Consider the following 26,532-nt stretch of genomic DNA (forward strand, 5'->3'; position numbering starts at 1 on the left):
TCGTTATCGACGGCAATCGTTCGATAACGACCCTGTGCGGCTTACCAGGCGATGGTGTCGCCTTTGTAGTCCACGAAGTGATGGCCGCCCTTGCCGGTGTAGGCGTTCACCTGGTCTACCAGGCCGCGCACGCTGGTGTCGACATCGATGTGCGCGTTTTCGCCGCCCATGTCGGTCTTCACCCAGCCCGGGTGCAGCGACAGCACGGTAAGTTTGTGATCGCCCAGTTGGGTAATGAAGCTGTTGGTCATGGAGTTGAGTGCGGCCTTGCTGGCCTTGTACAACGCCAGGTCCGAGCCGTCGGGGATGGTCACGCTGCCCAGTACTGAACTCATGAACGCCAGCACGCCGCTGTCCTTGCGGATCTGCCCGACAAAGCGCTGGGCCAGGTTGATCGGCGCCACGGCGTTGGTGAAGAACAGCTGGCCGACTTCCGCCAGGGTGGCATGGCCAGGTTCTTGATTGGCGGGGCCCTTGACGCCTGCGTTGACGAACAACAGGTCGAAGGTGCGGTCCTTGAGGCGCTGGTTCAGGGCGATCACGGCCTGCTGATCGTCCATGTCGAGTTTCTCGATCTGCACCGGGCCCACGGCTTTCAGGGCATCGGCCTTGTTCGGGTCACGCACGGTGGCGGTCACGTCCCAGCCGTCCTGGAGCAATTGCTTGACCAGGCCGAGGCCCAGGCCGCGTGAGGCGCCGATGATCAGTGCGGTTTTTGGCGTAGACATGAAGGCTTCCTTTAAAAGTCGCGGTTCAGGGTGTTCAGCGAACAACAGTAGCAGTTTCAGCGTTGCAGCAGGATGCGCCCACGGCTCAGGTCGGCGAGCTGGGTTTGCAGGGTGTCGATGTGGGCATCGCCCAGGGCCAGTTGTAACTCCACGCCATTGGCGGTGAAGGTTTCTTCCAGCACCAGCCCGCCCAACTCGGCGACGCGCAATTTGACCAGGTTCAGCTCGGAGAATCCGCAGGCGCAACTCAGCGGCACGCGGCTGATCAGTTCGATGCGCTCGGCATTTTGCAGGCACTTGTTCGCACCGCCGCCATAGGCGCGGGCCAGGCCGCCGGTACCGAGTTGAATGCCGCCATACCAGCGAATCACCAGCACCGCGACCTGATCGAAACCTTGGGCCTCGATGGCCGCCAGGATGGGCCGTCCTGCGGTGCCGCCGGGTTCGCCGTCGTCACTGCTGCGGTATTGATCGGCCAGCTTCCAGGCCCAGCAGTTGTGCGTGGCGTTAAGGTCGCTGTGCTGCTCGAAAAATGCCTGGGCTTCTTGCGGGCTGGTGATCGGTGCGGCCAGGGTAATGAAGCGGCTTTTGCGAATTTCTTCGCGGAACTCGCAAAGGCCGGTAAGCGTGAAAGACATAAGTGGCTTCGTCTAGAGGGCCGGCTTGATGCCGCAGCCCTTGAGAATGATGTGGATCAGGTTGGTGCCGGCGTCTTCCATATCCTGCTTGGTCAGCTTGGTGCGACCGGTGACGCGGCAGATCTGGGTGGCGAAGTCGGCATAGTGCTGAGTGCTGCCCCACAACAGGAAGATCAGGTGCACGGGGTCGATGGGGTCCATCTTGCCCGCGTCGATCCAGGCCTGGAACACCGCCGCCCGACCACTGAACCAGGCGCGGTAATCCTGGCTGAAATATTCGGTCAGGCATTCGCCGCCGCTGATGATCTCCATGGCGAAGATTCGCGAGGCCTGGGGCTGGCGCCGCGAAAACTCCATCTTGGTGCGGATGTAGCGGGAGAGGGCCACGGCCGGGTCGTCCTCGGCGGTCAGCGTGTTGAAGGTGCTGTCCCACAGTTCGAGGATATTGCTGAGCACCGCGATATACAGGCCCAGCTTGTTGGTGAAGTAGTAGTGCAAGTTGGCCTTGGGCAGCCCGGCACTGGCAGCAATGGTGTTCATGCTGGTGCCCTTGTAGCCATGGCGCGCGAACTCATCTTCAGCAGCCTGGAGAATCGCTTGTTCGTTCTTTTGCCGAATGCGGCTGGCGGGCTTACCGGCGTGGTTGCTGTGGGCAGGAACTTCGAGGCTCATGGAGGTTTCCGTGCTGATCGATAGAGACGACGTGTGCACAGATAACCCACCCTCAAGTCCCAGACAAGTCCCGATGCAATAAAACCGTCAAAGCGGTTCCAGGGTGTCGCTTTCCGGCGCCTGGTTTGCGGCAGGAGCGGGCACCTTGGATTCCGGCAGCAACAGGCACAACACGATGGCGGTCAGGCCGCCGCTGGTGATGGCCGAGTCGAACAGGTTCTGCACCAGGGTCGGCATCAGGTGCAGCAGGTTCGGTTGGGCGGCGATGCCCAGGCCGACGCCGAACGAGGTGGCGATGATCAGCATGCTGCGACGGTCCAGCGGTGCCTGGGCGAGGATGCGTACGCCGGCGGCGGCCACACTGCCGAACATCACCAGGGTTGCGCCGCCCAATACGGGCTTGGGGATTTGTTGCAGCACGGCACCGATCAGCGGGAACAAACCCAGGCAGAACAGCACCACGCCGATGTACAGGCCGACGTAACGGCTGGCCACGCCGGTCAGTTGGATCACGCCGTTGTTCTGGGCAAAGGTGGTGTTGGGGAAAGCGCTGAACGTGGCGGCGATCATGCAACTGACGCCATCGCCGAGGACGCCGCCTTTGAGCCGGCTTATATAAGACGGGCCGCTGATGGGCTGGCGCGCGATCATGCAGTTGGCGGTGAGGTCGCCGACAGTTTCGATGCTGCTGATCAGATAAATCAGCGCGATCGGCAGGAAGGCGCTCCAGTCGAAGTTGAAGCCGAATCGAAACGGGATCGGCAGGCTGACCAAAGGCAAGTCGCCCAGGGCCTGGGGCACCAGCTTGCCGCTGAACCAGGCGGCGAGGCTGCCGAGGGCCAGGCCGATGATGATCGCCGAGAGGCGCACCCAGGGTGTGTTGGAGCGATTGAGCAAGATGATGGTCAGCACCACGAACAGGCCCAACGCAAGGTTGGCCGGTGCGCCGAAGTCCGGTGCGTTGAAACCGCCGCCCAGGTCGGTGATGCCGACCTTGATCAGGCTGATGCCGATCAGGGTAATGACAATCCCGGTCACCAGCGGGGTGATCACTCGGCGCAGCTGACCAATAAAGCGGCTGAGAATGATCTGCACGGCAGCGCCGAAAAAGCACACGCCGAAGATCATCGCCATGATGTCTTCCGGGCTGCCGCCGCGTTGCTTGACCAGAAACCCGGCCGACAGCACCGCGCCGAGAAACGCAAAGCTGGTGCCTTGCAGGCAGATCATCCCGGCGCCGATCCCAAATGGCCTACGGGCCTGAATGAATGTGCCGACACCGGACACCATCAACGCCATGCTGATCAGGTAGGGCAAGTGTGCGGTCAGGCCCAAGGTGGAGCCGATGATCAGCGGTGGCGTGATGATGCCGACAAAGGCGGCCAGCACATGTTGCAGTGCGGCCAGCAATGCAGGAGCGGGTTTGGGGCGGTCATTAAGGCCGTAGATCAGGTCGCTGGGGCTGGAGGATTCTGGTGGCATGGCAAGCAAACTCGAGGCGGACGGTTCTAGGTCCTCGTGTCCTTGCAAAAAGCTGTCCAGGTGCTCAGCTTTTTCGTAAGCCCCGCGTTAGCGCGTTGCCGCCAGGCTTTCCAGGAAGCTTTCCAGCACCAAATGAGGGCGACGGCCTTTGCGCGTGACCGATGCCAGGCTTAAATCGTAAAAGCGCGTAGCCGGTTTCAGCGCGCGCAGTCGGCCTTGTTGCACCCATAGGCTGGCGTAGTGGTCGGGCAAGTAACCGATGTAGCGACCGGTGAGAATCAGGAATGCCATGCCTTCGCGGTCCGAGGCACTGGCGGTGCAGTTGAGCGCCTGATAGTGGGCCTGGATCTCGGCGGGCAGGCGGAAAGTGGGGGCGATGGCGTCCTGGGCGTCGATGCGCTCGTCGCCCAGTTGCTTGTCGTCGGCATAAAACAGGGGGTGGCCAACCGCGCAGTAAAGCAGTGAGCGTTCGCTGTACAGCGCCTGGTACTCCAGGCCGGACAGGGCGCTGGCCTGGGGCACCACACCGACATGCAGGCGGCCGTCGAGTACGCCTTGTTCGACTTCGTTGGGGGCGATCATGCGGATCTGGATCTGTACGTCCGGCCCGCGTTCCTTCAACTGTGCCAGGGCGTGGGTGATGCGCATATGCGGCAGGGTCACCAGGTTGTCGGTGAGGCCAATGATCAACTCGCCGCGCAAGTGCTGGTGCAGGCCGTTCACCTCTGTGCGGAAACTTTCCAGGGCGCTTAATAGTTGCAGGGCCGATTGGTAGACCTCCCGGCCTTCTTCGGTCAGCGAGAAACCGGCACGGCCACGTTGGCAAAGCCTTAATCCGAGCCGCTGCTCAAGATCGCTCATTTGCTGGCTGATGGCGGAACGGCCGATGCCGAGCACGGTTTCCGCCGCCGAGAAGCCGCCGCACTCCACGACGCTGCGAAAGATGCGCAGCAGGCGAATATCGAAGTCGCTGACTTGGGCCAGGGGATCGGGTCGACGGCTGCTCATAGTTTAGTGAAGGCCTGACTGAAGGTTAGAAGAGTTGAATTTCACCGACTTTATCCCCGTGGCAATTTAGCTGCAACAACGCTTTTTCAATCCCGACGCTGCCTGTTGCCCTGCGAGGTTTTGCTGATGAACATGCCCGAAAACGCCCCATCGTCCCTGGCCAGCCAACTGAAGTTGGACGCTCACTGGATGCCCTACACCGCCAACCGTAACTTTCAGCGTGACCCGCGTCTGATCGTGGCCGCCGAAGGCAGCTGGTTGACCGATGACAAGGGGCGCAAGGTCTACGACTCGTTGTCGGGCCTGTGGACCTGTGGCGCCGGGCATACGCGCAAGGAAATCCAGGAGGCGGTCGCCAAGCAACTGGGCACGCTGGACTACTCCCCAGGCTTCCAGTACGGCCATCCACTGTCCTTCCAACTGGCGGAAAAAATTACCGATCTGACCCCAGGCAACCTGAATCACGTGTTCTTCACCGACTCCGGTTCCGAGTGCGCCGATACCGCGGTGAAGATGGTGCGTGCCTACTGGCGCCTGAAGGGCCAGGCCACCAAGACCAAGATGCTCGGCCGCGCCCGTGGTTATCACGGTGTGAACATCGCCGGTACCAGCCTGGGCGGCGTCAATGGCAACCGCAAGCTGTTTGGTCAGGCGATGATGGATGTTGATCATCTTCCGCATACCCTGCTGGCGAGCAATGCGTTCTCCCGGGGCATGCCGGAGCAGGGCGGTATCGCCTTGGCCGATGAGTTGCTCAAACTGATCGAACTGCACGACGCGTCGAACATCGCCGCGGTGTTTGTCGAGCCAATGGCCGGCTCCGCTGGCGTGCTGGTGCCACCACAGGGTTACCTCAAGCGCCTGCGTGAGATCTGTGACCAGCACAACATTCTGTTGGTGTTCGACGAAGTGATCACGGGCTTTGGTCGTACCGGTTCGATGTTCGGCGCTGATAGCTTTGGCGTGACCCCGGACCTGATGTGCATCGCCAAGCAAGTCACCAACGGCGCGATCCCCATGGGCGCGGTGATTGCCAGCAGCGAGATCTATCAGACCTTCATGAATCAGGCGACGCCTGAGTACGCTGTGGAATTCCCCCACGGCTACACCTACTCGGCGCACCCGGTTGCCTGCGCGGCCGGCCTGGCGGCGTTGGACCTGCTGCAGAAGGAAAACCTGGTGCAGAGCGTGGCCGAAGTCGCGCCGCACTTTGAGAATGCGCTGCACGGCCTGAAGGGCAGCAAGAACGTGATCGACATCCGTAACTACGGCCTGGCCGGTGCGATCCAGATCGCCCCACGTGACGGTGATGCCATCGTGCGTCCATTCGAGGCCGGCATGGCTCTGTGGAAAGCGGGATTCTATGTGCGCTTTGGCGGTGACACGCTGCAGTTCGGGCCAACCTTCAACAGCAAACCGCAGGACCTGGATCGTCTGTTCGATGCGGTCGGCGAAGTGCTGAACAAGATCGACTGATTTCTCCTTCTATATAGAACAACTTTTCAGGAGCCCTGCATGAGCCTTATCCAGCATTTGATCAACGGTGAGTTGGTCAGTGAGTCCGGCCGTACTGCCGATGTGTATAACCCGTCAACCGGCCAGGTGATTCACCAAGTGCCACTGGCCAGCCGCGAAACCATTCAACGTGCTATCGACTCGGCCAAGGCGGCCTTTCCGGCTTGGCGTAACACACCAGCGGCCAAGCGCGCCCAGGTCATGTTCCGGTTCAAGCAATTGCTGGAGCAGAACGAAGCGCGCATCTCGCAGCTGATCAGTGAAGAGCACGGCAAGACGCTGGAAGACGCCGCCGGCGAACTCAAGCGCGGGATCGAGAACGTGGAGTACGCGTGCTCGGCGCCGGAGATTCTCAAGGGCGAGTACAGCCGTAATGTTGGGCCGAATATCGATGCCTGGTCGGACTTCCAGCCGTTGGGCGTGGTGGCGGGTATTACCCCATTCAACTTCCCGGCGATGGTGCCGCTCTGGATGTATCCGCTGGCGATTGTTTGCGGTAACTGCTTCATCCTCAAGCCTTCGGAGCGTGATCCGAGTTCGACGCTGTTGATCGCGCAACTGCTGCAGGAGGCCGGTCTTCCTAAAGGTGTGCTGAGTGTTGTGCACGGCGACAAGGGCGCGGTGGATGCGTTGATCGAGGCGCCGGAAGTCAAGGCCCTGAGTTTTGTGGGGTCGACGCCGATTGCCGAGTACATCTATTCCGAAGCGACCAAGCGCGGTAAGCGCGTACAGGCGTTGGGTGGGGCGAAGAACCATGCGGTGCTGATGCCGGATGCTGACCTGGATAACGCGGTCAGTGCTTTGATGGGCGCGGCCTATGGTTCCTGCGGCGAACGCTGCATGGCGATCTCGGTAGCTGTGTGTGTCGGTGACCAGGTGGCGGATGCGTTGATCGCCAAGCTGGTGCCGCAGATCAAGGCGCTGAAGATCGGTGCGGGCACTACCTGTGGGCTGGATATGGGGCCACTGGTGACGGGCCAGGCGCGGGATAAGGTCAGCGGCTATATAGAAGACGGTGTTGCGTCTGGTGCGGAGTTGGTGGTTGATGGTCGTGGACTGAGTATTGCCGGGAATGAAGACGGCTTTTTCCTGGGGGGCAGTCTGTTTGACCGTGTGACGCCTGAAATGCGCATCTATAAGGAAGAGATCTTCGGGCCCGTATTGTGCGTGGTTCGGGTGAGCAGCCTGGAAGCGGCGATGCAGCTGATCAACGATCACGAGTATGGCAACGGTACGTGCATCTTCACCCGTGACGGGGAAGCGGCGCGTCTGTTCTGTGACGAAATTGAAGTGGGGATGGTCGGTGTGAATGTTCCATTGCCTGTGCCAGTGGCTTATCACAGCTTTGGTGGCTGGAAGCGCTCGCTGTTCGGCGACTTGCATGCCTATGGGCCGGATGGGGTGCGTTTCTACACCCGTCGCAAGGCGATCACCCAGCGTTGGCCGCAGCGGGCCAGCCATGAAGCGTCGCAATTCGCTTTCCCTAGTCTGTAAGGCTCAGTAAGCAGAAGGCCGGCCCCTTGGGGCCGGCTTTTGCGTTTTTGGGCGTTTTTGACTTATATGACAGAAAGATGAAAAAGAAGGTTGACGGCAGATCCTGGAAGTCTATAATTCGCCCCACTTCCGGCGCAGTCGAAACGTAAAACTCCTTGGTAAACAATGAGTTATGCAGGATAAGGCAGCGGTTTGCTTCAGTTCATCGAAGCCCAGAAGGAGTTGGTAGAGTCGTGTTGTTTGACGCTATTAACGATTCGATCTTCTCGGTCGAAAGCGGAGAAAAAGAGGTGTTGACAGCAGCGTGTAACGCTGTAGAATTCGCCTCCCGCTAACGAGAGATCGCAAGCGCAAGTGGTTGAAGTTGTTGAAGAAATCTTCGAAAGCTTCTGAAAATAATCACTTGACAGCAAATGAGGCTGCTGTAGAATGCGCGCCTCGGTTGAGACGAAAGCTCTTAACCAACCGCTCTTTAACAACTGAATCAAGCAATTCGTGTGGGTGCTTGTGGAGTCAGACTGATAGTCAACAAGATTATCAGCATCACAAGTTACTCCGCGAGAAATCAAAGAATAACCAACGATTGCTGAGCCAAGTTTAGGGTTTCTTAAAAACCCAAAGATGTTTGAACTGAAGAGTTTGATCATGGCTCAGATTGAACGCTGGCGGCAGGCCTAACACATGCAAGTCGAGCGGTAGAGAGAAGCTTGCTTCTCTTGAGAGCGGCGGACGGGTGAGTAATGCCTAGGAATCTGCCTGGTAGTGGGGGATAACGTTCGGAAACGGACGCTAATACCGCATACGTCCTACGGGAGAAAGCAGGGGACCTTCGGGCCTTGCGCTATCAGATGAGCCTAGGTCGGATTAGCTAGTTGGTGGGGTAATGGCTCACCAAGGCGACGATCCGTAACTGGTCTGAGAGGATGATCAGTCACACTGGAACTGAGACACGGTCCAGACTCCTACGGGAGGCAGCAGTGGGGAATATTGGACAATGGGCGAAAGCCTGATCCAGCCATGCCGCGTGTGTGAAGAAGGTCTTCGGATTGTAAAGCACTTTAAGTTGGGAGGAAGGGCCATTACCTAATACGTGATGGTTTTGACGTTACCGACAGAATAAGCACCGGCTAACTCTGTGCCAGCAGCCGCGGTAATACAGAGGGTGCAAGCGTTAATCGGAATTACTGGGCGTAAAGCGCGCGTAGGTGGTTTGTTAAGTTGGATGTGAAATCCCCGGGCTCAACCTGGGAACTGCATTCAAAACTGACTGACTAGAGTATGGTAGAGGGTGGTGGAATTTCCTGTGTAGCGGTGAAATGCGTAGATATAGGAAGGAACACCAGTGGCGAAGGCGACCACCTGGACTGATACTGACACTGAGGTGCGAAAGCGTGGGGAGCAAACAGGATTAGATACCCTGGTAGTCCACGCCGTAAACGATGTCAACTAGCCGTTGGGAGCCTTGAGCTCTTAGTGGCGCAGCTAACGCATTAAGTTGACCGCCTGGGGAGTACGGCCGCAAGGTTAAAACTCAAATGAATTGACGGGGGCCCGCACAAGCGGTGGAGCATGTGGTTTAATTCGAAGCAACGCGAAGAACCTTACCAGGCCTTGACATCCAATGAACTTTCTAGAGATAGATTGGTGCCTTCGGGAACATTGAGACAGGTGCTGCATGGCTGTCGTCAGCTCGTGTCGTGAGATGTTGGGTTAAGTCCCGTAACGAGCGCAACCCTTGTCCTTAGTTACCAGCACGTTATGGTGGGCACTCTAAGGAGACTGCCGGTGACAAACCGGAGGAAGGTGGGGATGACGTCAAGTCATCATGGCCCTTACGGCCTGGGCTACACACGTGCTACAATGGTCGGTACAGAGGGTTGCCAAGCCGCGAGGTGGAGCTAATCCCAGAAAACCGATCGTAGTCCGGATCGCAGTCTGCAACTCGACTGCGTGAAGTCGGAATCGCTAGTAATCGCGAATCAGAATGTCGCGGTGAATACGTTCCCGGGCCTTGTACACACCGCCCGTCACACCATGGGAGTGGGTTGCACCAGAAGTAGCTAGTCTAACCTTCGGGAGGACGGTTACCACGGTGTGATTCATGACTGGGGTGAAGTCGTAACAAGGTAGCCGTAGGGGAACCTGCGGCTGGATCACCTCCTTAATCGACGACATCAGCTGCTCCATAAGTTCCCACACGAATTGCTTGATTCATTGAAGAAGACGATAAAGAAGCAGCCCGAAATTGGGTCTGTAGCTCAGTTGGTTAGAGCGCACCCCTGATAAGGGTGAGGTCGGCAGTTCGAATCTGCCCAGACCCACCAATTTTGTGTGGGAAACGCCTGTAGAAATACGGGGCCATAGCTCAGCTGGGAGAGCGCCTGCCTTGCACGCAGGAGGTCAACGGTTCGATCCCGTTTGGCTCCACCACTACTGCTTCTGCGTTATGAAAGCTTAGAAATGAGCATTCCATCAGTATGATGGTGAATGTTGATTTCTAGTCTTTGATTAGATCGTTCTTTAAAAATTTGGGTATGTGATAGAAAGATAGACTGAACGTTACTTTCACTGGTAACGGATCAGGCTAAGGTAAAATTTGTGAGTGGCTCTTAATTGAGTATGATCGAATTTTCGGCGAATGTCGTCTTCACAGTATAACCAGATTGCTTGGGGTTATATGGTCAAGTGAAGAAGCGCATACGGTGGATGCCTTGGCAGTCAGAGGCGATGAAAGACGTGGTAGCCTGCGAAAAGCTTCGGGGAGTCGGCAAACAGACTTTGATCCGGAGATGTCTGAATGGGGGAACCCAGCCATCATAAGATGGTTATCTTGTACTGAATACATAGGTGCAAGAGGCGAACCAGGGGAACTGAAACATCTAAGTACCCTGAGGAAAAGAAATCAACCGAGATTCCCTTAGTAGTGGCGAGCGAACGGGGACTAGCCCTTAAGTGGCTTTGAGATTAGCGGAACGCTCTGGAAAGTGCGGCCATAGTGGGTGATAGCCCTGTACGCGAAAATCTCTTAGTCATGAAATCGAGTAGGACGGAGCACGAGAAACTTTGTCTGAATATGGGGGGACCATCCTCCAAGGCTAAATACTACTGACTGACCGATAGTGAACTAGTACCGTGAGGGAAAGGCGAAAAGAACCCCGGAGAGGGGAGTGAAATAGATCCTGAAACCGTATGCGTACAAGCAGTGGGAGCCCACTTTGTTGGGTGACTGCGTACCTTTTGTATAATGGGTCAGCGACTTATTTTCAGTGGCGAGCTTAACCGAATAGGGGAGGCGTAGCGAAAGCGAGTCTTAATAGGGCGTCTAGTCGCTGGGAATAGACCCGAAACCGGGCGATCTATCCATGGGCAGGTTGAAGGTTGGGTAACACTAACTGGAGGACCGAACCGACTACCGTTGAAAAGTTAGCGGATGACCTGTGGATCGGAGTGAAAGGCTAATCAAGCTCGGAGATAGCTGGTTCTCCTCGAAAGCTATTTAGGTAGCGCCTCATGTATCACTGTAGGGGGTAGAGCACTGTTTCGGCTAGGGGGTCATCCCGACTTACCAAACCGATGCAAACTCCGAATACCTACAAGTGCCGAGCATGGGAGACACACGGCGGGTGCTAACGTCCGTCGTGAAAAGGGAAACAACCCAGACCGTCAGCTAAGGTCCCAAAGTTATGGTTAAGTGGGAAACGATGTGGGAAGGCTTAGACAGCTAGGAGGTTGGCTTAGAAGCAGCCACCCTTTAAAGAAAGCGTAATAGCTCACTAGTCGAGTCGGCCTGCGCGGAAGATGTAACGGGGCTCAAACCATACACCGAAGCTACGGGTATCACGTAAGTGATGCGGTAGAGGAGCGTTCTGTAAGCCTGTGAAGGTGAGTTGAGAAGCTTGCTGGAGGTATCAGAAGTGCGAATGCTGACATGAGTAACGATAATGGGTGTGAAAAACACCCACGCCGAAAGACCAAGGTTTCCTGCGCAACGTTAATCGACGCAGGGTTAGTCGGTCCCTAAGGCGAGGCTGAAAAGCGTAGTCGATGGAAAACAGGTTAATATTCCTGTACTTCTGGTTATTGCGATGGAGGGACGGAGAAGGCTAGGCCAGCTTGGCGTTGGTTGTCCAAGTTTAAGGTGGTAGGCTGAGATCTTAGGTAAATCCGGGATCTTAAGGCCGAGAGCTGATGACGAGTTACCTTTTAGGTAACGAAGTGGTTGATGCCATGCTTCCAAGAAAAGCTTCTAAGCTTCAGGTAACCAGGAACCGTACCCCAAACCGACACAGGTGGTTGGGTAGAGAATACCAAGGCGCTTGAGAGAACTCGGGTGAAGGAACTAGGCAAAATGGCACCGTAACTTCGGGAGAAGGTGCGCCGGTGAGGGTGAAGGACTTGCTCCGTAAGCTCATGCCGGTCGAAGATACCAGGCCGCTGCGACTGTTTATTAAAAACACAGCACTCTGCAAACACGAAAGTGGACGTATAGGGTGTGACGCCTGCCCGGTGCCGGAAGGTTAATTGATGGGGTTAGCTAACGCGAAGCTCTTGATCGAAGCCCCGGTAAACGGCGGCCGTAACTATAACGGTCCTAAGGTAGCGAAATTCCTTGTCGGGTAAGTTCCGACCTGCACGAATGGCGTAACGATGGCGGCGCTGTCTCCACCCGAGACTCAGTGAAATTGAAATCGCTGTGAAGATGCAGTGTATCCGCGGCTAGACGGAAAGACCCCGTGAACCTTTACTATAGCTTTGCACTGGACTTTGAATTTGCTTGTGTAGGATAGGTGGGAGGCTTTGAAGCGTGGACGCCAGTCTGCGTGGAGCCAACCTTGAAATACCACCCTGGCAACTTTGAGGTTCTAACTCAGGTCCGTTATCCGGATCGAGGACAGTGTATGGTGGGTAGTTTGACTGGGGCGGTCTCCTCCTAAAGAGTAACGGAGGAGTACGAAGGTGCGCTCAGACCGGTCGGAAATCGGTCGTAGAGTATAAAGGCAAAAGCGCGCTTGACTGCGAGACAGACACGTCGAGCAGGTACGAAAGTAGGTCTTAGTGATCCGGTGGTTCTGTATGGAAGGGCCATCGCTCAACGGATAAAAGGTACTCCGGGGATAACAGGCTGATACCGCCCAAGAGTTCATATCGACGGCGGTGTTTGGCACCTCGATGTCGGCTCATCACATCCTGGGGCTGAAGCCGGTCCCAAGGGTATGGCTGTTCGCCATTTAAAGTGGTACGCGAGCTGGGTTTAGAACGTCGTGAGACAGTTCGGTCCCTATCTGCCGTGGACGTTTGAGATTTGAGAGGGGCTGCTCCTAGTACGAGAGGACCGGAGTGGACGAACCTCTGGTGTTCCGGTTGTCACGCCAGTGGCATTGCCGGGTAGCTATGTTCGGAATAGATAACCGCTGAAAGCATCTAAGCGGGAAACTAGCCTCAAGATGAGATCTCACTGGGACCTTGAGTCCCCTGAAGGGCCGTCGAAGACTACGACGTTGATAGGTTGGGTGTGTAAGCGCTGTGAGGCGTTGAGCTAACCAATACTAATTGCCCGTGAGGCTTGACCATATAACACCCAAGCAATTTGCGTCGAAAGGCCAGATTGCGGTGTGTGAAGACGCAATGAACCGAAAGTTCGAGATTTCACAAAACACCGACAGCTGTCACATACCCAATTTGCTGAAGCGAGGCCCGCTGGCCACGACTCAGTACCCGAATTTCTTGACGACCATAGAGCATTGGAACCACCTGATCCCATCCCGAACTCAGCAGTGAAACGATGCATCGCCGATGGTAGTGTGGGGTTTCCCCATGTGAGAGTAGGTCATCGTCAAGATTAAATTCCGAAACCCCATTTGCGAAAGCAGATGGGGTTTTGTTTTGGGCGGTCGAAAAGTGTGGAAAGACGCACGACAAATTTGCACAGTTATTTCTGAACCAGACCACTAGAATAGGCACCTAACCTTTTTTAGAGTCAGAGCCCTATCTATGCCGGATCCGGTTGATGCCCTTGAGGTGTCGGATGTACCACTGGACAACTTGGTGGCATGCCATGAGTGCGACTTGCTGATGCGTAAACCCGTGCTCGCCCTCGGTGAAAAAGCCCAATGCCCGCGTTGCGGTTATGAACTCTACGCTCACCGCCATAATGTCGTTGAGCGCAGCCTCGCCCTGGTACTCGCCGCGCTGTTGCTGTACGTCCCGGCGAACTTTCTGCCCATCATGCAGCTCAATCTACTTGGACAGTCCTCAGAAGACACCGTGTGGAGTGGCGTAGTCGGTCTATTCGATACCGGGATGCAAGGCGTCGCCGCCGTGGTGTTCCTATGCAGCATGGGTATTCCGCTGCTCAAGCTGCTTTGCCAGCTGGCGGTGCTGCTCAGTATTCGTTGGAAGATCGGCCGTAGTTACGGCCTGCTGCTGTACCGCATCTACCATCATATGAAAGATTGGGGAATGTTGGAGGTCTACTTGATGGGCGTACTGGTGGCGATCGTGAAACTCGCCGACATGGCCTCAATCACCATCGGCCTGGGTCTGGCCTGCTTTGTCAGCCTATTAATGGTTCAGGTTCTGCTTGAGGTGGTGATGTCGCCGCACCAGATCTGGCAAGCACTGTCAGGGGAAGATGATCATGCGGGCGATTGATGCGGGCATTCTGATTTGTACTGAATGCCACGAGCTGAACAAACAAGAGCCTGATACCGATGAGCAAACCTGCACCCGATGCGGTGCGCTGATCCATGCCCGTCGCCCCAACAGCCTCACCCGTACCTGGGCCCTGCTGATCACGGCGGCCATTCTGTATATCCCCGCCAACCTGTTGCCGATCATGACCGTCAACTCTCTTGGCCAAGGCGAGCCCAGCACCATCATGGCCGGAGTCATTCAACTGGTGCAGCACGGCATGTTCCCGATTGCGGCTGTGGTGTTTATCGCCAGCATCCTGGTGCCAACGTTCAAGCTGGTGGGCATTGGCCTTTTACTGTTCTCGGTTCAGCGTCACCAACCGCTTTCCGCGCAGCAACGCATTATCATGTACCGCTTTATCGAATTCATTGGCCGCTGGTCCATGCTGGATATCTTCGTGATCGCCATCCTGGTGGCGGTCGTAAACTTTGGACGGCTTGCCAGCGTCGAGGCCAACCTCGGCGCCGCAGCGTTCGCCAGTGTGGTGATCCTTACGATGCTTGCCGCAGTAACTTTTGATCCCCGACTGATTTGGGATAACACGGAGTCGGACGACGACCATGAGTGATTTGCCTAAAGCTAAAACCCGCCCGGCCTCCAACTGGTCAGCCATTTGGGTTCTTCCCCTGATTGCCTTGATCATCGGCGGTTGGCTGGGGTGGCGTGCCTATTCCCAGCAGGGTATTGAGATCCAGGTGCGCTTTGAAAGCGGCGAAGGCATCCAGGCCAACAAAACCGAAGTGGTCTACAAAGGCATGTCCGTGGGTAAGGTCAAGACCCTTGCCCTTGACGACGAGGGCAATAATCGCGGGGTGATTGCCACCATCGAGATGAACAAGGATGTCGAGCAATACCTCAAGACCAACACGCGCTTCTGGCTGGTCAAGCCCAGTGTCAGCCTTGCCGGTATCACCGGCCTGGAAACCCTGGTGTCGGGTAACTACATCGCCGCCAGCCCCGGTGACGGTGAGCCCACACGCAAATTCAAGGCGCTCTCCGAAGAGCCGCCTTTGTCCGACGCCAAGCCTGGCCTGCACCTGACCATCAAGGCCGACCGGCTTGGCTCGCTCAACCGTGGCAGTCCGGTGTTCTATAAGCAGATACAGGTCGGCCAGGTCAAAAGCTACTTGCTCTCCGAGGACCAGAGCACCGTCGAGATCAAGGTCTACATCGAGCCGACCTACGCCAACCTTGTGCGCAAACACACCCGTTTCTGGAACGCCAGCGGCATCAGCATCGATGCCAATCTCTCCGGCGTGAAGGTGCGCAGCGAATCTCTCTCCAGCATCGTCGCAGGCGGCATTGCCTTCGCCACGCCGGAGAATCGCAAGGACAGCCCGCCGACCGATCCGAGCCTGCCGTTCCGCCTGTACGAAGATTTCGATGCGGCCGCTGCCGGTATCAAGGCCAAGGTCAAGCTCACGGACTTCGAAGGCCTGCAGGCCGGTCGTACACCGGTGATGTACAAAGGCATTCAGGTGGGCAGCCTGAAAACCTTGAAGATCGACCCGGACCTGTCCAGCGCCAACGCCGAGCTGACCCTCGACCCCTTGGCCGAAGACTACCTGGTTCAGGACACCCAGTTCTGGGTGGTCAAACCTTCCATCTCGCTGGCTGGTATTACCGGCCTGGAAGCCCTGGTCAAAGGTAATTACATCGCCATTCGTCCTGGCGACAAAGGCAGCGCCCCGCAACGCGAATTCGTCGCCCGCGCCAAGGCGCCGCCGCTGGACCTGCGTTCCCCAGGCCTGCACATGGTGCTGTTCACCGACAACCTCGGCTCCCTGGATGTCGGCAGCCCAATCCTCTACAAACAGGTCAAGGTCGGCTCGGTGCAGAGCTACCAGTTCTCGCGCAAGAACAAGCAACTGGTGATCGGCGTTCATATCGAGAAGGAATACGAAAACCTGGTTAACGGTTCGACACGTTTCTGGAATGCCAGCGGCGTGACCCTGACCGGCGGCCTTACCGGTGGTATCCAGGTGAAGAGTGAGTCCCTGGCCAGCCTGATGGCCGGCGGTATTGCCTTCGAAACGCCGCAGCCGAACGTACCACTGAAAAAGCGCATTCCACGATTCCGCTTGTTTGCCGACCGTGAGGCGGCCAATCAGCATGGCACCCTGGTAACCATCAAGGTCGAGCGTGCTGACGGTATGCGTCCAGGCACACCGGTACGTTTCAAAGGCCTGGATGTGGGCAAGATCGAGAGCGTAGACCTCAGTGCCGATATGCAATCGGTGTTGCTCAGCGCACGTATTACCCAAGTAGCGGATCGCATCGCGCGCGTCGGCAGCCAGTTCTGGGTGGTCAAGCCAGAGCTGGGCCTGATGAAAACCTCCAACCTGGAAACCCTGGTCACCGGGCAATACATCGAGGTGCAGCCGGCTGCGAAAAACGCCGGTCCGCAAAAGAGCTTCGTCGCACTGGCCCAACCCCCTGAAGCTGTCCGCCAGGAGGCCGGCCTGAGCCTGACACTCAGCGCCGCACGCCGTGGCTCGTTGAAGGAAGGTGTGCCGGTGACCTACCGTGAAGTCACCGTGGGCAAAGTGACCGGCTACGAGTTGGGCCAGACCGCCGATCGGGTGCTGATCCACATCCTCATCGAGCCCAAGTACGCACCGCTGGTACGCAGTGGCAGCCGCTTCTGGAACACCAGCGGCTTTGGCCTCGACTTTGGCCTGTTCAAGGGGGCGACGGTGCGCACCGAGTCCCTGGAGACTCTTGTGGCCGGCGGTATCGCATTTGCCACGCCAGACGGCGACCGCATGGGCAACGCCGCGCGGCCGCAGCAAACCTTCCCGCTGTTCGACAAATTCGAAGAGGAATGGCTGACCTGGGCACCGAAAATCCCACTCGGCAAATAAAGCTACAAAAAAGGCCGCGATCCAATGGATCGCGGCCTTTTTACATTTCAGCGCAAAACGTCAGACCTCATCCAGCTCCGGCTCATCCGCCTGCACATTCACTGTTGCCTTCACCACATCATGGCGACGGATGTACTTCCAGTCCGCCTCATCAATGTAGATCCCGTTCGGCCCGCTGCCGCCTTCCAGGTCGATTGCCACCTGGGCAGACACCTGCGGCTTCACACTGGCGAGGATCGGCACAAAGCCCAGCTGCAAACTGGTTTCCAGCAACGCCGCCTGGTTCTTCTCATCGATATCCGCTGCTTCGTCGAGGTAGTACGGCAAGCGCACACGCCCGGCCTGGTCACGGTCCATCAAGTGCAGCAACAGGTACATGTTGGTCAGCGCCTTGATGGTCATGGTGGTGCCGTTGGACGCCGCGCCATCGATGTCGGTGTGGATCACCGGCTGGCCGTGCACCTTGGTGATCTCGAAGGCCAGCTCGAACAGGTCCTTGAGGCCCAACTGGTTATGGTTGGCGGCCACCAGGCGGGCCAGGTATTCCTTGGCCTCTTCGTTCTTGTTGTCCTGCTCGGCACTTTGGCTGAGGTCGAACACCGACAGGGTTTCGCCTTCTTCGTACTGGCCAGCACTGTGGATGATCTGGTCGATATGCTTGAGGGCTTCCTTGTTCGGCGCGAGCACGATGCGGAAACTCTGCAGGTTGGACACCTGACGCTTGTTGATCTCGCGGTTGAACAGCGCCAGCTGGTGTTCCAGGCTGTCGTAGTCGCTGCGGATATTGCGCAGGGTCCGGGCGATATCGGTGACCGCCGCGCGGCGCGCCTTGCCCAGTGTCAGCGCCTCATCTGTACGGTGCGCATAAGCGTTGATCAACAATTGCAGACGACGCTCTACATCATCCTCGCTGTCGAACTTGGCCACGCCCTTGAGGCGTACCTGTGCGTACAACGCCTCGATCTGCCCATCGGCACGCAGCAAGCCCTGCCAGCTGTCCTGATAGTCATTGAGCAGCGGCAGCAGGTTGTCCATGGAGTCATCGACCGGGTCCATGAACGGCGTGCCGAACGGCAGGTCGGCCGGCAACAGCTGCCGGCGGCGCAAGGCGTCATCCAGCGTACGTTGCTTGGCTTCCATATCGCCGATCTGGCGGCCCACCAGTTGCAGCTTGGCGGACAGTTGCTGGACGCGTTCGGTGAACGCATCGCTGGAACGTTTCAATTCATCCTGGGCCGCTTCCATCTGTGCCAGGTTTTCCAGTTTTTCGCCTTCTTCGGCACTCAGGGTTTGCGCGCGACGGAAGTCTTCCAGCGCCTTTTGCGCGTCCAGCACCTGCTGGTACAGCGCTTCGGTCTGGGTCTTGCTCGCCGCGCGGTCGGAGGCCACGGCTTGCTGGGTTTTCAGCTGCTTGAGTTCTTTCTCCAGGCGTTCCTTTTGGTCGCGCAACGCCGCGCGATCCGCCAGGGCCTGCAGCGCCGGTGGTTCGATGTGGGAGATGTCGATGGACAGCCCCGGCACTTCAAAGCGCTCGCCCTTGAAGCCATCGAGGATCTGCTCCAGGGATTTGACCCACTGGCCGTCCTCGTCCAGGGTGATGCCGTGTTCACCCAATGGCAGGCTGAACAACGAGCTGTTGAACAAGCGCATCAGGCGCTCGACGTCCTGCTGCGAAAACTCTTCGCGCAGCTTGGCATAGCTGTTGTTGTCGGCGTGATCAAGCTGCTGCTTGACCGACTTCAAGCGTTTTTCCAGGTCACGCAGACGCTCGTCCAGATCCTCGGCGCTGAACTGCCGCGACTGCGCCAGGGCGCCCGCCAGTTCATCGTGAGCATCCTTGGCCGCCAGCAGTTGCTGCTCCAGCACCTTGACGTCATCCACCAGGGCAAAGCGATGCTTGAGCACCGACAGCTCGCCCAGCCAACGCTGGATACCGCTGATTTCCCGCTCCAGGCGCATCAGCTCCTGGGTGCCGCCGCGCTGGTCGTTCTGCAGTGCGTCCTGCTCGTTGCGGTAGTGCTCGGCCTGGATGGTCAGCTCTTCCTTGCGCGCACTGGCATAGTCCGACCAGGTGCCGAGCAGCGAATCCAGCAGCGGCGACAGGCGATGCAGCTTGCCGCGCAGGACGTCGCGCTGGCGAACGCCGTTGGCCAGGGCTTCCACCAGCGGGCCGGCTGCGACCAGGGAATTGTAGTCCTGCTCCATACGTCGTACGTCGCGGAAGGCTTCTTCGCACGCTGCGATGTAATCCACACTACCCGAACGCAGGCTATGCTCGAACGCATCCAGGAACAGCTGCTTGAGCTTGGCCGCGGTGATTTCGCGCATGTGCAGCAGGTTGATGAACAGCGCACGGAAGGTTTTCAGGCTTTGCTCACTGGTGGAGCGCAGCGGGATCAGGGTCAGGTCCAGCGGGATCGACGTATGACCACCCACCAGCAAACGGCGCAGTTCGTCAGGCTTGAGTTCGTAGGCTTTCAGGCCTTCGCGCTCAAGGTTGGTGAACAGCTCTTTCTGACGCAGGCAGGTGTCGTTTTTCTGATAGTGGGCCAGGTCCAGCTTGCCGGCGTAGGCAAAGAACTGGTGCCCGAAACCGCCGCCCGGGCCACGCCCGACCACGCCGATTACGTGGGGGCCATGGGGCAGGGACACCTCCACCAGGATGTAGCTGGTGTCGGTGGCGAAGTAGAAGCGCCGCGATTGCTCCAGGGTGTACTTGCCGAAACTCATGTCCGACATGCGCGCCAGGATCGGGAACTGCAAGGCGTTGATCGACGCGGATTTACCCAGGTTGTTGGCGCCATACACCGACAGCGGCTCTTCCAGCGGGAACAAGCCCAGGCTGTAACCGGCGGTGTTCAATAGGGCGAAGCGGCGGATGCCGTAGCGTTCCTTACTCATGCGTCGGTCTCCTGTTCTTCGGCAATGGCGCGGGCCAGGGCGTCTTCTTCGCTTTCTTCCGCGAAGTCACTCAAATCCAGCGGGTCATCGGTCTTCAGCAGCTTCTCATCGCTGTCTTCGTCGATGATCACCGGTGCCGGCAGCGGCAACACGCTGTGCACGCTGGCCGCTAGGTCACGGTCTTGCTGCACCGACAGGCACACGTCGAGGAAGCGGTGCATCGGCGGCAGGAAGCGGTAGATGCCGTTGTCTTCGCTGGCAAAACCCAGCTGGGTCATGCGGCGCATGATTTTTTCTTCGAGTTCTTCCTGGGTCTGCACTTCGGCCTGGATAAACAGGTCGCGGTATTTTTCCAGCAGGGACGGCAGTTCATCGCGACCGAGGCTGCCACCGTCGAGCACGGCGATCGGGTCGCGGCCCTGGTCGGCCAGGTGCTCGACAATGATGAAGGTGAACAACGCCAGGCGCTGGGCGGTCTTGTTGACCTGCGCACTGGCAATCGCGGAGTCCGGCACGAAGTAGTAGAAGCCACGGGTATCGCACACCAGCTCAAAGCCCAGGGCCTTGAACAGCGTGCGGTACTGGTCCTGGAAGTTCGACAGTTGTGTGTACAGCTCGGGGTCGCGGCGGCTGACGTGGTAACCCTTGAACAGCTCGCGAAAGATCGGCGCCAGCTGGGACAGTTCGGATAGATCAAGATGCATGAGGTGTACTCGCAGAATGCTCGGCGGCGTCGGTGCCGGCCGGGAGCAGGGCGAATGAGCGCAGGCTGACCTGGTGCTCGTGTGTGTGGTAATCGCGGCGTTCCAGGCGCTCGCGCTTGAAGCGTTTCTCCCGCGATAGCCGCGAGAACCAGTACAGCAATTCGTCGGTGGCACCGTCCGGTTCCTGCTCCAGCAGCCAGGTCATCAGGTCCGGCATCGGCAGTGCGTCTTCGCAGCGCTCGAGCATTTCCTTGACCGTCCGTGGTGCGCGCTGGGCTTCGCCCTTGTGGGACTTGTGCGCCTTGGGGAACCGGGCCGGTTTCGGCTCGAAGTTCGCCAGGGCATACACATAGGCCTCGACCTGGCTGGCACTGCCGAGGAAGGTGCTTTGCGGTCGGGTAAACATCGGCATCGCCGCCTGCGGCACCGCGTCCAGGCCCTTACGGCGGATGGCCGACAGCGCCAGCGCCGCACCGCGGGTCACGGCGTTGTGCCGACGCGCTTCTTCGCGCAGCGGCAACAGCAGCTCGCGGGCATGCCGCAAGGTCAACTGGGCGCTGGTCTGCATTTCGAGGATGCGCGCGTGGGTGCGCAGCAGCATGTCGTCGTCCACCAGGTGGCCGAGGCGCTGTTGCTCGGTGAGCATGCGCAGCAGCACGTTTTCCACCTTGCGCACGCCTTGTTCGAAGGCACCGTCGGCGTTCACCAGTTGGATCATCGGTTCGACGTACTCGTCCCAGGTCGCCAGAACTTCAGCATAACGCTGGCGCAACGGGATCTGCCGGTCGCTGGTCTTGGCACGGTCGGCCACGGCCGCGAGGGCCTGTTCGTCGTTGGCGAGTTTTTTCAGTACGTCGCGTACGCGCATGTCGAGCAGGCGCAGTTGGCGGGCCAGGTCGTGACCATCACGGATGTCGAAGGCATCCTGGATATAACCGGCCAGGCGCTCCAGATGGCGCAGGTAGGCTTCGATTTCCAGGCACAGGCCAAGCCGGTGCTCCTTGCGAAGATAAGCCAGGAAGTCGTGGATCTGCGCGTTGAGCTCGAAACGGTTAGGGCTCTTGGCGACAGGCACCAGGATATCCAGTCGAATCCACACGTCCAGCAGGCTGGTGATGTCCTGGGGCGTGCTGTCCAGTTGTTGGGCGGCCAGTTGTGCGCGCAGCTCGCCGAGGCTCAGGGTGCCTTGGTCGAAGTGTTCGCACAGTGGCTCAAGTAAGGCCCAGTGTTCGGCGAGGGCGCGCAGGACGCGCTTGGGTTCGATCATGGGAATGGCCGGCTGGTTGGCGATTAAAAGTCGCGATTGTACTGCATCAGGCGCGGGATTTATCCACAGTCGGTCAGTGCACAGTGGGCGATTGTTACCGAACAGCGGTAGAATCCCCGCTCTTTACTTATCCACAAGTGGCCGAGCTGTGCTTATCGAGTCCCGACGTCGCGCTTACTTGACCGCCATGCAGGTGGTCAACTGGCTGCCCCGCACCGAACTGCCGTTCGCCGCCCCGTCGCGGCCCGAGCTGTTAGAGGCGCTTGAACCCTATGAGGCGTTCGAGGTTTCGGGGGAGGAGGCGGCTGCACCGGTGGCCGTGGTCAAACCCGTACTGGAAGCTCGTCCTGCGGTTGAACGCGTCAAGGTCGAGGTGCCGCGCCCGGGGCCAATGGCCAAGCCCGTGGTGGCCGAAGCGGCTGCGCCGGTTGCCAAGGCCCCCGTGGTGCCGCCACCACGCTTTGCCCTGCAGTTATTGCGGGCCGGGCGTTGCCTGCTATTGGTGGAGTTACCCACCGGCGAGCGCTTCCAGACCCGCGACCCCGCCTACATGCTGCTCAAGGACATGCTGCGCGCCGCCGGCCTGCCCGACAGCCCGCAAATCGTCGGCGACCCGGTCCGTTGGCCGCTGCTGGTACGCGGCACCATGGACCAGGGCCCGGAAGCGGCGCGGGATTTCGTGCAAGGCTTCGTCTCGGCACGCCTGGAGGACGAACCCTGCGTGTGCCTGTGGCTGATCGGCCTGCCCGCCGTACGGTTTGCCGGCGAAGCGAACGCCGAAGCCTGGTACCGCGAACTGCAGGTCGAGGGCCTGGGTTCTGTATGGGCCCTGCCGGGCCTGGAATTATTAATGGAAGAGCCACAGCGTAAGGCTGATGTCTGGCAAGCCATGCGCCGGCTGATGGCGCGCTGGAAAACAACCGATGAGTGAGGCTTTATCCTTCCGCCCGATGACCGAGGCCGACCTCGACGCCGTGCTGAAAATCGAATACGCGGCATTCAGCCACCCCTGGACCCGCGGGATCTTTCTCGACGGGCTGGGCAAGTACCAGATCTGGCTGATGTTCGAAGGCGAGCAGCAGGTAGGCCACGGCGTGGTGCAGATCATCCTGGATGAAGCGCATTTGCTGAACATCACCGTCAAGCCGGAAAACCAGGGCCGTGGCCTGGGCCTGGCACTGCTGGAACACCTGATGTCCCGCGCCTATGCCGCCAACGCGCGGGAATGCTTCCTGGAAGTGCGCGACAGCAATACCGGCGCGTTCCGCCTGTATGAGCGCTATGGCTTCAACGAGATTGGGCGTCGTCGGGACTATTACCCAGCCGTGGGGGGGCGTGAGGATGCAGTCGTGATGGCCTGCACCCTGGTCGATTAAACACACAAGCCAATGTGGCAGGGGGCAGGTCGAATCATCGCACCGCCCCTCCCATATCTGGATTTGCGCAGTGTCAACGGTTTCCGTCTACCGGGTCCAGATCAGCCAGTTCCGCTTCATCCAGGCCATTGCCGCCGCCAATGTCATCTTCATCGACAATGCTCAGGTCAAAATCCGCCGGGTTGTCTTCGCCCGCCTCCCGAGCATCCCGCGCACCGTCTTCATGGATCAGGGTTTCCGGGCTCATATCATCATCGGTCGATTCATGATCAGCCGTTGAAGCCCCGGTCAGTCCGGCCTCGCGCACCCGCTCGTCTGGGATCAGGTGCTCGCGCTCGCCACGAGGTATTTCATCACCGATCTCCGCCGTCGGCTCGTCTTCGTCAAAATCCAGCTCGCGCATCGAGCCCATGCGATCTTCGTTGTCGTCAATCGGTTCGGGCTGTGTAGCGCCGTAGGGACGTCGTGATTCAGTCATGGCCAATCCTCATACTGTGGGGCTTATAGTGTGTGGACAGGCATGGCCCCCCAAGATTCAAGTAATTGGCCGCCGGCTATCTTTATGATCGGCGTGACCCGGACGGGCGGTCGTCTGTCAAAGCTGCGCATCATTCCTGAGGCTTTCCCTGATGAACGAACTACAAGACCTGCTTGATAACAACGAACGCTGGGCGGATGCGATCAAACAGGAAGATCCCGAATTCTTCGCCAAGCTCGCCCGCCAGCAGACCCCCGAATACCTGTGGATCGGTTGTTCCGATGCCCGGGTACCGGCCAACGAGATCGTCGGCATGCTGCCCGGTGATCTGTTCGTACACCGCAACGTGGCCAACGTGGTGCTGCACACCGACCTCAATTGCCTGTCAGTGATCCAGTACGCGGTCGATGTGCTCAAGGTCAAACATATCCTCGTCACCGGCCACTATGGCTGCGGCGGCGTGCGCGCGTCGATGCAGGACCGCCAGTTCGGCCTGATCGACGGCTGGCTGCGCACCATCCGCGATCTCTACTACGAAAACCGTGACGTGCTGGCCCAACTGCCGACCGAAGAGGAGCGTGTGGACCGCATGTGCGAGCTGAACGTGATCCAGCAGGTGGCCAACGTCGGCCACACCAGCATTGTGCAAAATGCCTGGCACCGTGGGCAGAGCCTGTCGATCCACGGCTGTATCTACGGCATCAAGGACGGCCGTTGGAAGAGCTTGAACACCACCATCAGTGGCTTCGAGCAATTGCCGCCGCAGTATCGCCTGCGTCCGCTGGGCGAAGCCTAAGGCCGTTTGCGTTCGCGCCAATGGGTCATGAACGCCTGGCCCTCGGCGTTCAAACACTCTGTGCTGCCGGTGATCCAGCCCCGGCAGTTCAGCTCGCCGCATTGGCAGGCGAACTGTCGGAACAAGGTGTCCTCGGTACTGGCGTAGTCCAGGGTCAGCGGGGCGCCGGCGAGGATGGGCTGTACGGTCCAGAGTTCCAGGTAAGTGGTGTCGAAAAACACATTCGGATTGCAGGAGTGTCGCAGCAGGCCGCAGAACCAGCTGTCATACAGGTGGATGCGGGCCGACAGCTGCAGCGTACGTGGGCGGCGCTCGTTCACGGCGTAACCGGACACCCGGGCAATGCGCACGCGGCCGTCAAAATCCACGCGAGCCCTGACGCCGCCGTCGCGCTCAACCTTAAAGTGTTTGGCCGAGGGATAGCCCTGTTCAACGAGCAGTGTCTTGAACGGGTACAAACCATCACTCACAGCGGTTTTAGCCTGGTCCATGGCTTGAGTTTTCATAACTCTCCTTGGTTAGGCTGCATCGACCTGCGGGTGGTGGCTGACTACCAGTCTTGCAGCGGATGGGCCCGGCTCAAGACTCGCTGAACGTGGAGCCGATTTCTACTGTCAACTTTGACAGTAGAAATCGGATTTTTTTGCTGTCTACAGCGCAGGCGCCGTGATGCTGGGGGCGGGGGCTGCGTTCTTCAGCTGCTTGAGCTGCGTCTTGATCGAAGGCGTGGCGCATTTGGCGTTCGCCTGTTCCGGGGTCAGGTTGCGCACCGAGGTGTAGAACAATTCGCAGGTCTGTTCTTTGCGCGTGACCTGCCAGGTGTTCATGCAGGCCTTGAGCAGCACATTCGGATCGCTCGCGGGTTTCCGGCCCATTCCGGCCTGCCAGCAGGCGGCGCTCAAGTCCTGGCCCATCACTTTCAAGCCGGCTTCATCGGCTTTCTGCTCGTTACCGTCATAGGTGTCCGGGCTGGCCGCGTACCAGATGTAGCTGGGGTGGTTGGCGCCCAGCACCGAGACGGTCTTGCCCGCGGCAGGGCTGATCTGCGCCAGGCCCAGCACACCCACGGTTTGCCCGTATTGCTGCTTGATCCAACTGCGCACCGGCGCGCCGAACGCGACCATTGGCAGCGAGCCGTTGGGGTGCAGGCTCAGTTCGCTGACCATGCGGGTCTGGTAGTCGGTGAAGTAGCCGTAGACGTTCTCCAGGTCCTTGCCCGCATTGGAAGGTGCGGCAATGGGGGCGATATCTATGATGGTCTGGTAGGCCGGGGTTTCGGTGGCCGGCACGCCGTTATCGGTGAGCAGGCTGGCCCAGCGGTCGGTGGTGGCCGACTCCAGGTAATCCTGGGCCTGGGTCAGCGAATAATCCGGCGGGAAATGCAGCAACTCGATGCTCTTGCGGTTTTCCAGGGCCATGCCCAGTGGCAGGAACAGGTACCAGTTGTACGCCCACTTGCCGTCGCTGTTGAGTCTGCTTGCGCCCTGGTAGGCCAGGTCAGCGGTATTGAGCAGCGCGGTCAGGGGCTGGCCGTAACTGTCGGGTACACCGCTGAAGGTCGCGGCGAGCTGCCCTTCATGGTTCTTGACGCTGACCTTGGCTCGGCTGTAGCCATCGCGCTGCAGGCTTTGGTTCAGGTAGTGCTCGGCGGTCTGCTCCAGCGTCCATGGCCGAAAGCAGATCACATTGCAGTTATTGGGGTAGGCGAACAACTGGGTAACCCGTTGAGTGCTGCCCAGCGGTACTTCGATGTCGGCGTGTACGACCGCACTGGCCATCAGTGCGGCCAGGGTGAAGGACAACCTGGTCGGTTTGAACATACTTGATTCCTTGTCAGCGAAAGCCCGTCTGCGCGGGGTGAAAGCCCACCTCCTCACAGTAGCGGTTGGCCAGGAAAACCGCGTGCTAAATCGCCA

The 26,532-nt window shown here is 58.8% G+C and carries 19 protein-coding genes, 2 tRNA genes and 3 rRNA genes; 13 read left to right on the forward strand and 11 right to left on the reverse strand.

What is annotated here, in order from left to right:
• Window positions 1-41: 41 nt before the first annotated feature.
• The 5 genes from J3D60_RS24880 to J3D60_RS24900 all read right to left on the reverse strand — a co-directional run bounded on the left by J3D60_RS24880 (window position 42) and on the right by J3D60_RS24900 (window position 4,528).
• Window positions 42-728: an SDR family oxidoreductase gene (locus tag J3D60_RS24880; RefSeq protein ID WP_065940974.1), complete on the reverse strand. Its 687-nt coding sequence runs from the start codon at window positions 726-728 to the stop codon at window positions 42-44.
• Between the two features lie 56 nt (window positions 729-784).
• Window positions 785-1,366: a YigZ family protein gene (locus J3D60_RS24885; protein ID WP_065940975.1), complete on the reverse strand. Its 582-nt coding sequence runs from the start codon at window positions 1,364-1,366 to the stop codon at window positions 785-787.
• 12 nt (window positions 1,367-1,378) lie between these two features.
• Window positions 1,379-2,038, reverse strand: a complete 660-nt coding sequence (locus tag J3D60_RS24890; RefSeq protein WP_027607945.1) for a TetR/AcrR family transcriptional regulator — start codon at window positions 2,036-2,038, stop codon at window positions 1,379-1,381.
• An 87-nt stretch (window positions 2,039-2,125) separates the two neighbouring features.
• Window positions 2,126-3,520, reverse strand: coding sequence for a uracil-xanthine permease family protein (locus tag J3D60_RS24895; protein ID WP_253493155.1), 1,395 nt, complete (start codon window positions 3,518-3,520; stop codon window positions 2,126-2,128).
• An 87-nt stretch (window positions 3,521-3,607) separates the two neighbouring features.
• Window positions 3,608-4,528 (reverse strand): LysR family transcriptional regulator, encoded by a 921-nt coding sequence (locus J3D60_RS24900; RefSeq protein WP_027607943.1) that lies wholly within the window; start codon window positions 4,526-4,528, stop codon window positions 3,608-3,610.
• 126 nt (window positions 4,529-4,654) lie between these two features.
• On the opposite strand from J3D60_RS24900, the gene J3D60_RS24905 reads away from it, so the two are divergent.
• From J3D60_RS24905 to J3D60_RS24950, 10 genes are all read left to right on the forward strand, one after another.
• Window positions 4,655-6,004 (forward strand): aspartate aminotransferase family protein, encoded by a 1,350-nt coding sequence (locus J3D60_RS24905; RefSeq protein ID WP_253493156.1) that lies wholly within the window; start codon window positions 4,655-4,657, stop codon window positions 6,002-6,004.
• 39 nt (window positions 6,005-6,043) lie between these two features.
• The gene (locus J3D60_RS24910) at window positions 6,044-7,537 is read left to right on the forward strand and encodes a CoA-acylating methylmalonate-semialdehyde dehydrogenase (protein ID WP_167656884.1); all 1,494 of its coding nucleotides are present in this window, start codon (window positions 6,044-6,046) and stop codon (window positions 7,535-7,537) included.
• A gap of 627 nt (window positions 7,538-8,164) precedes the next feature.
• Window positions 8,165-9,701, forward strand: a 16S ribosomal RNA gene (locus tag J3D60_RS24915).
• Window positions 9,702-9,784: 83 nt separating this feature from the next.
• Window positions 9,785-9,861 (forward strand) — tRNA-Ile (locus J3D60_RS24920).
• Between the two features lie 30 nt (window positions 9,862-9,891).
• Window positions 9,892-9,967 (forward strand) — tRNA-Ala (locus J3D60_RS24925).
• A 249-nt stretch (window positions 9,968-10,216) separates the two neighbouring features.
• A 23S ribosomal RNA gene (locus tag J3D60_RS24930) occupies window positions 10,217-13,108 on the forward strand.
• A 152-nt stretch (window positions 13,109-13,260) separates the two neighbouring features.
• A 5S ribosomal RNA gene (gene rrf / locus J3D60_RS24935) occupies window positions 13,261-13,376 on the forward strand.
• Together the 16S, 23S and 5S rRNA genes with 2 tRNA genes alongside form the textbook arrangement of a ribosomal RNA operon.
• A 152-nt stretch (window positions 13,377-13,528) precedes the next feature.
• Window positions 13,529-14,188: a paraquat-inducible protein A gene (locus J3D60_RS24940; protein ID WP_065938397.1), complete on the forward strand. Its 660-nt coding sequence runs from the start codon at window positions 13,529-13,531 to the stop codon at window positions 14,186-14,188.
• The gene (locus tag J3D60_RS24945; protein WP_027606959.1) at window positions 14,175-14,798 is read left to right on the forward strand and encodes a paraquat-inducible protein A; all 624 of its coding nucleotides are present in this window, start codon (window positions 14,175-14,177) and stop codon (window positions 14,796-14,798) included. The genes J3D60_RS24940 and J3D60_RS24945 overlap by 14 nt, the downstream gene beginning before the upstream one ends.
• Window positions 14,791-17,094 carry a PqiB family protein gene (locus tag J3D60_RS24950; protein WP_065938398.1) on the forward strand — a complete coding sequence of 768 codons (2,304 nt, stop codon included), beginning with the start codon at window positions 14,791-14,793 and terminating at the stop codon, window positions 17,092-17,094. Before J3D60_RS24945 ends, J3D60_RS24950 begins: the two co-directional genes overlap by 8 nt.
• Before the next feature lie 60 nt (window positions 17,095-17,154).
• Here J3D60_RS24950 and mksF read toward each other — a convergent pair whose 3' ends face one another.
• Genes mksF through mksB form a run of 3 tightly spaced genes read right to left on the reverse strand, consistent with a single transcriptional unit; the run spans window position 17,155 to window position 21,966 of the window.
• On the reverse strand, window positions 17,155-19,995 hold the full coding sequence (mksF, locus tag J3D60_RS24955; RefSeq protein WP_027606957.1) for an Mks condensin complex protein MksF: 2,841 nt from the start codon (window positions 19,993-19,995) through the stop codon (window positions 17,155-17,157).
• The gene (gene mksE, locus J3D60_RS24960) at window positions 19,992-20,699 is read right to left on the reverse strand and encodes an Mks condensin complex protein MksE (protein WP_065938399.1); all 708 of its coding nucleotides are present in this window, start codon (window positions 20,697-20,699) and stop codon (window positions 19,992-19,994) included. The genes mksF and mksE overlap by 4 nt, the downstream gene beginning before the upstream one ends.
• Complete coding sequence (gene mksB, locus J3D60_RS24965) at window positions 20,689-21,966, reverse strand: Mks condensin complex protein MksB (RefSeq protein WP_027606955.1); 1,278 nt, start codon at window positions 21,964-21,966, stop codon at window positions 20,689-20,691. The genes mksE and mksB overlap by 11 nt, the downstream gene beginning before the upstream one ends.
• A gap of 187 nt (window positions 21,967-22,153) precedes the next feature.
• On the opposite strand from mksB, the gene J3D60_RS24970 reads away from it, so the two are divergent.
• Both J3D60_RS24970 and rimI read left to right on the forward strand, forming a co-directional pair.
• Window positions 22,154-22,897, forward strand: a complete 744-nt coding sequence (locus J3D60_RS24970) for an energy transducer TonB (RefSeq protein ID WP_141157853.1) — start codon at window positions 22,154-22,156, stop codon at window positions 22,895-22,897.
• Window positions 22,890-23,342 (forward strand): ribosomal protein S18-alanine N-acetyltransferase, encoded by a 453-nt coding sequence (gene rimI / locus J3D60_RS24975; protein ID WP_003188286.1) that lies wholly within the window; start codon window positions 22,890-22,892, stop codon window positions 23,340-23,342. The genes J3D60_RS24970 and rimI overlap by 8 nt, the downstream gene beginning before the upstream one ends.
• A gap of 73 nt (window positions 23,343-23,415) precedes the next feature.
• On the opposite strand, the gene J3D60_RS24980 is transcribed toward rimI, so the two are convergent.
• Entirely contained in the window at window positions 23,416-23,820 is a 405-nt protein-coding gene (locus tag J3D60_RS24980; RefSeq protein ID WP_253493157.1) for a serine kinase/phosphatase, read from the reverse strand.
• Between the two features lie 151 nt (window positions 23,821-23,971).
• Between J3D60_RS24980 and can the strand changes: the two genes are divergently transcribed.
• Window positions 23,972-24,616, forward strand: coding sequence for a carbonate dehydratase (can, locus tag J3D60_RS24985; protein ID WP_003188288.1), 645 nt, complete (start codon window positions 23,972-23,974; stop codon window positions 24,614-24,616).
• On the opposite strand, the gene J3D60_RS24990 is transcribed toward can, so the two are convergent.
• Both J3D60_RS24990 and J3D60_RS24995 read right to left on the reverse strand, forming a co-directional pair.
• Complete coding sequence (locus tag J3D60_RS24990; RefSeq protein WP_065938402.1) at window positions 24,613-25,122, reverse strand: SET domain-containing protein-lysine N-methyltransferase; 510 nt, start codon at window positions 25,120-25,122, stop codon at window positions 24,613-24,615. The two genes, can and J3D60_RS24990, sit on opposite strands and share 4 nt — an antisense overlap.
• A 144-nt stretch (window positions 25,123-25,266) precedes the next feature.
• Complete coding sequence (locus J3D60_RS24995; RefSeq protein ID WP_253493158.1) at window positions 25,267-26,436, reverse strand: hypothetical protein; 1,170 nt, start codon at window positions 26,434-26,436, stop codon at window positions 25,267-25,269.
• Window positions 26,437-26,532 lie beyond the last annotated feature (96 nt).

The organism is Pseudomonas sp. S3E17, assembly GCF_024168685.1.
Classification (GTDB): domain Bacteria; phylum Pseudomonadota; class Gammaproteobacteria; order Pseudomonadales; family Pseudomonadaceae; genus Aquipseudomonas; species Aquipseudomonas marginalis.

Bases quoted from the DNA above. Each gene is read 5' to 3' on its own strand.
- mksE (WP_065938399.1), bottom strand. From the start codon at position 20,699: ATGCATCTTGATCTATCCGAACTGTCCCAGCTGGCGCCGATCTTTCGC.
- can (WP_003188288.1), top strand. From the start codon at position 23,972: ATGAACGAACTACAAGACCTGCTTGATAACAACGAACGCTGGGCGGAT.
- J3D60_RS24910 (WP_167656884.1), top strand. From the start codon at position 6,044: ATGAGCCTTATCCAGCATTTGATCAACGGTGAGTTGGTCAGTGAGTCC.
- J3D60_RS24970 (WP_141157853.1), top strand. From the start codon at position 22,154: ATGCAGGTGGTCAACTGGCTGCCCCGCACCGAACTGCCGTTCGCCGCC.
- J3D60_RS24940 (WP_065938397.1), top strand. From the start codon at position 13,529: ATGCCGGATCCGGTTGATGCCCTTGAGGTGTCGGATGTACCACTGGAC.
- J3D60_RS24950 (WP_065938398.1), top strand. From the start codon at position 14,791: ATGAGTGATTTGCCTAAAGCTAAAACCCGCCCGGCCTCCAACTGGTCA.
- mksF (WP_027606957.1), bottom strand. From the start codon at position 19,995: ATGAGTAAGGAACGCTACGGCATCCGCCGCTTCGCCCTATTGAACACC.
- rimI (WP_003188286.1), top strand. From the start codon at position 22,890: ATGAGTGAGGCTTTATCCTTCCGCCCGATGACCGAGGCCGACCTCGAC.
- J3D60_RS24980 (WP_253493157.1), bottom strand. From the start codon at position 23,820: ATGACTGAATCACGACGTCCCTACGGCGCTACACAGCCCGAACCGATT.
- mksB (WP_027606955.1), bottom strand. From the start codon at position 21,966: ATGATCGAACCCAAGCGCGTCCTGCGCGCCCTCGCCGAACACTGGGCC.
- J3D60_RS24905 (WP_253493156.1), top strand. From the start codon at position 4,655: ATGAACATGCCCGAAAACGCCCCATCGTCCCTGGCCAGCCAACTGAAG.
- J3D60_RS24945 (WP_027606959.1), top strand. From the start codon at position 14,175: ATGCGGGCGATTGATGCGGGCATTCTGATTTGTACTGAATGCCACGAG.
- J3D60_RS24990 (WP_065938402.1), bottom strand. From the start codon at position 25,122: ATGAAAACTCAAGCCATGGACCAGGCTAAAACCGCTGTGAGTGATGGT.
- J3D60_RS24880 (WP_065940974.1), bottom strand. From the start codon at position 728: ATGTCTACGCCAAAAACCGCACTGATCATCGGCGCCTCACGCGGCCTG.
- J3D60_RS24995 (WP_253493158.1), bottom strand. From the start codon at position 26,436: ATGTTCAAACCGACCAGGTTGTCCTTCACCCTGGCCGCACTGATGGCC.
- J3D60_RS24900 (WP_027607943.1), bottom strand. From the start codon at position 4,528: ATGAGCAGCCGTCGACCCGATCCCCTGGCCCAAGTCAGCGACTTCGAT.
- J3D60_RS24885 (WP_065940975.1), bottom strand. From the start codon at position 1,366: ATGTCTTTCACGCTTACCGGCCTTTGCGAGTTCCGCGAAGAAATTCGC.
- J3D60_RS24895 (WP_253493155.1), bottom strand. From the start codon at position 3,520: ATGCCACCAGAATCCTCCAGCCCCAGCGACCTGATCTACGGCCTTAAT.
- J3D60_RS24890 (WP_027607945.1), bottom strand. From the start codon at position 2,038: ATGAGCCTCGAAGTTCCTGCCCACAGCAACCACGCCGGTAAGCCCGCC.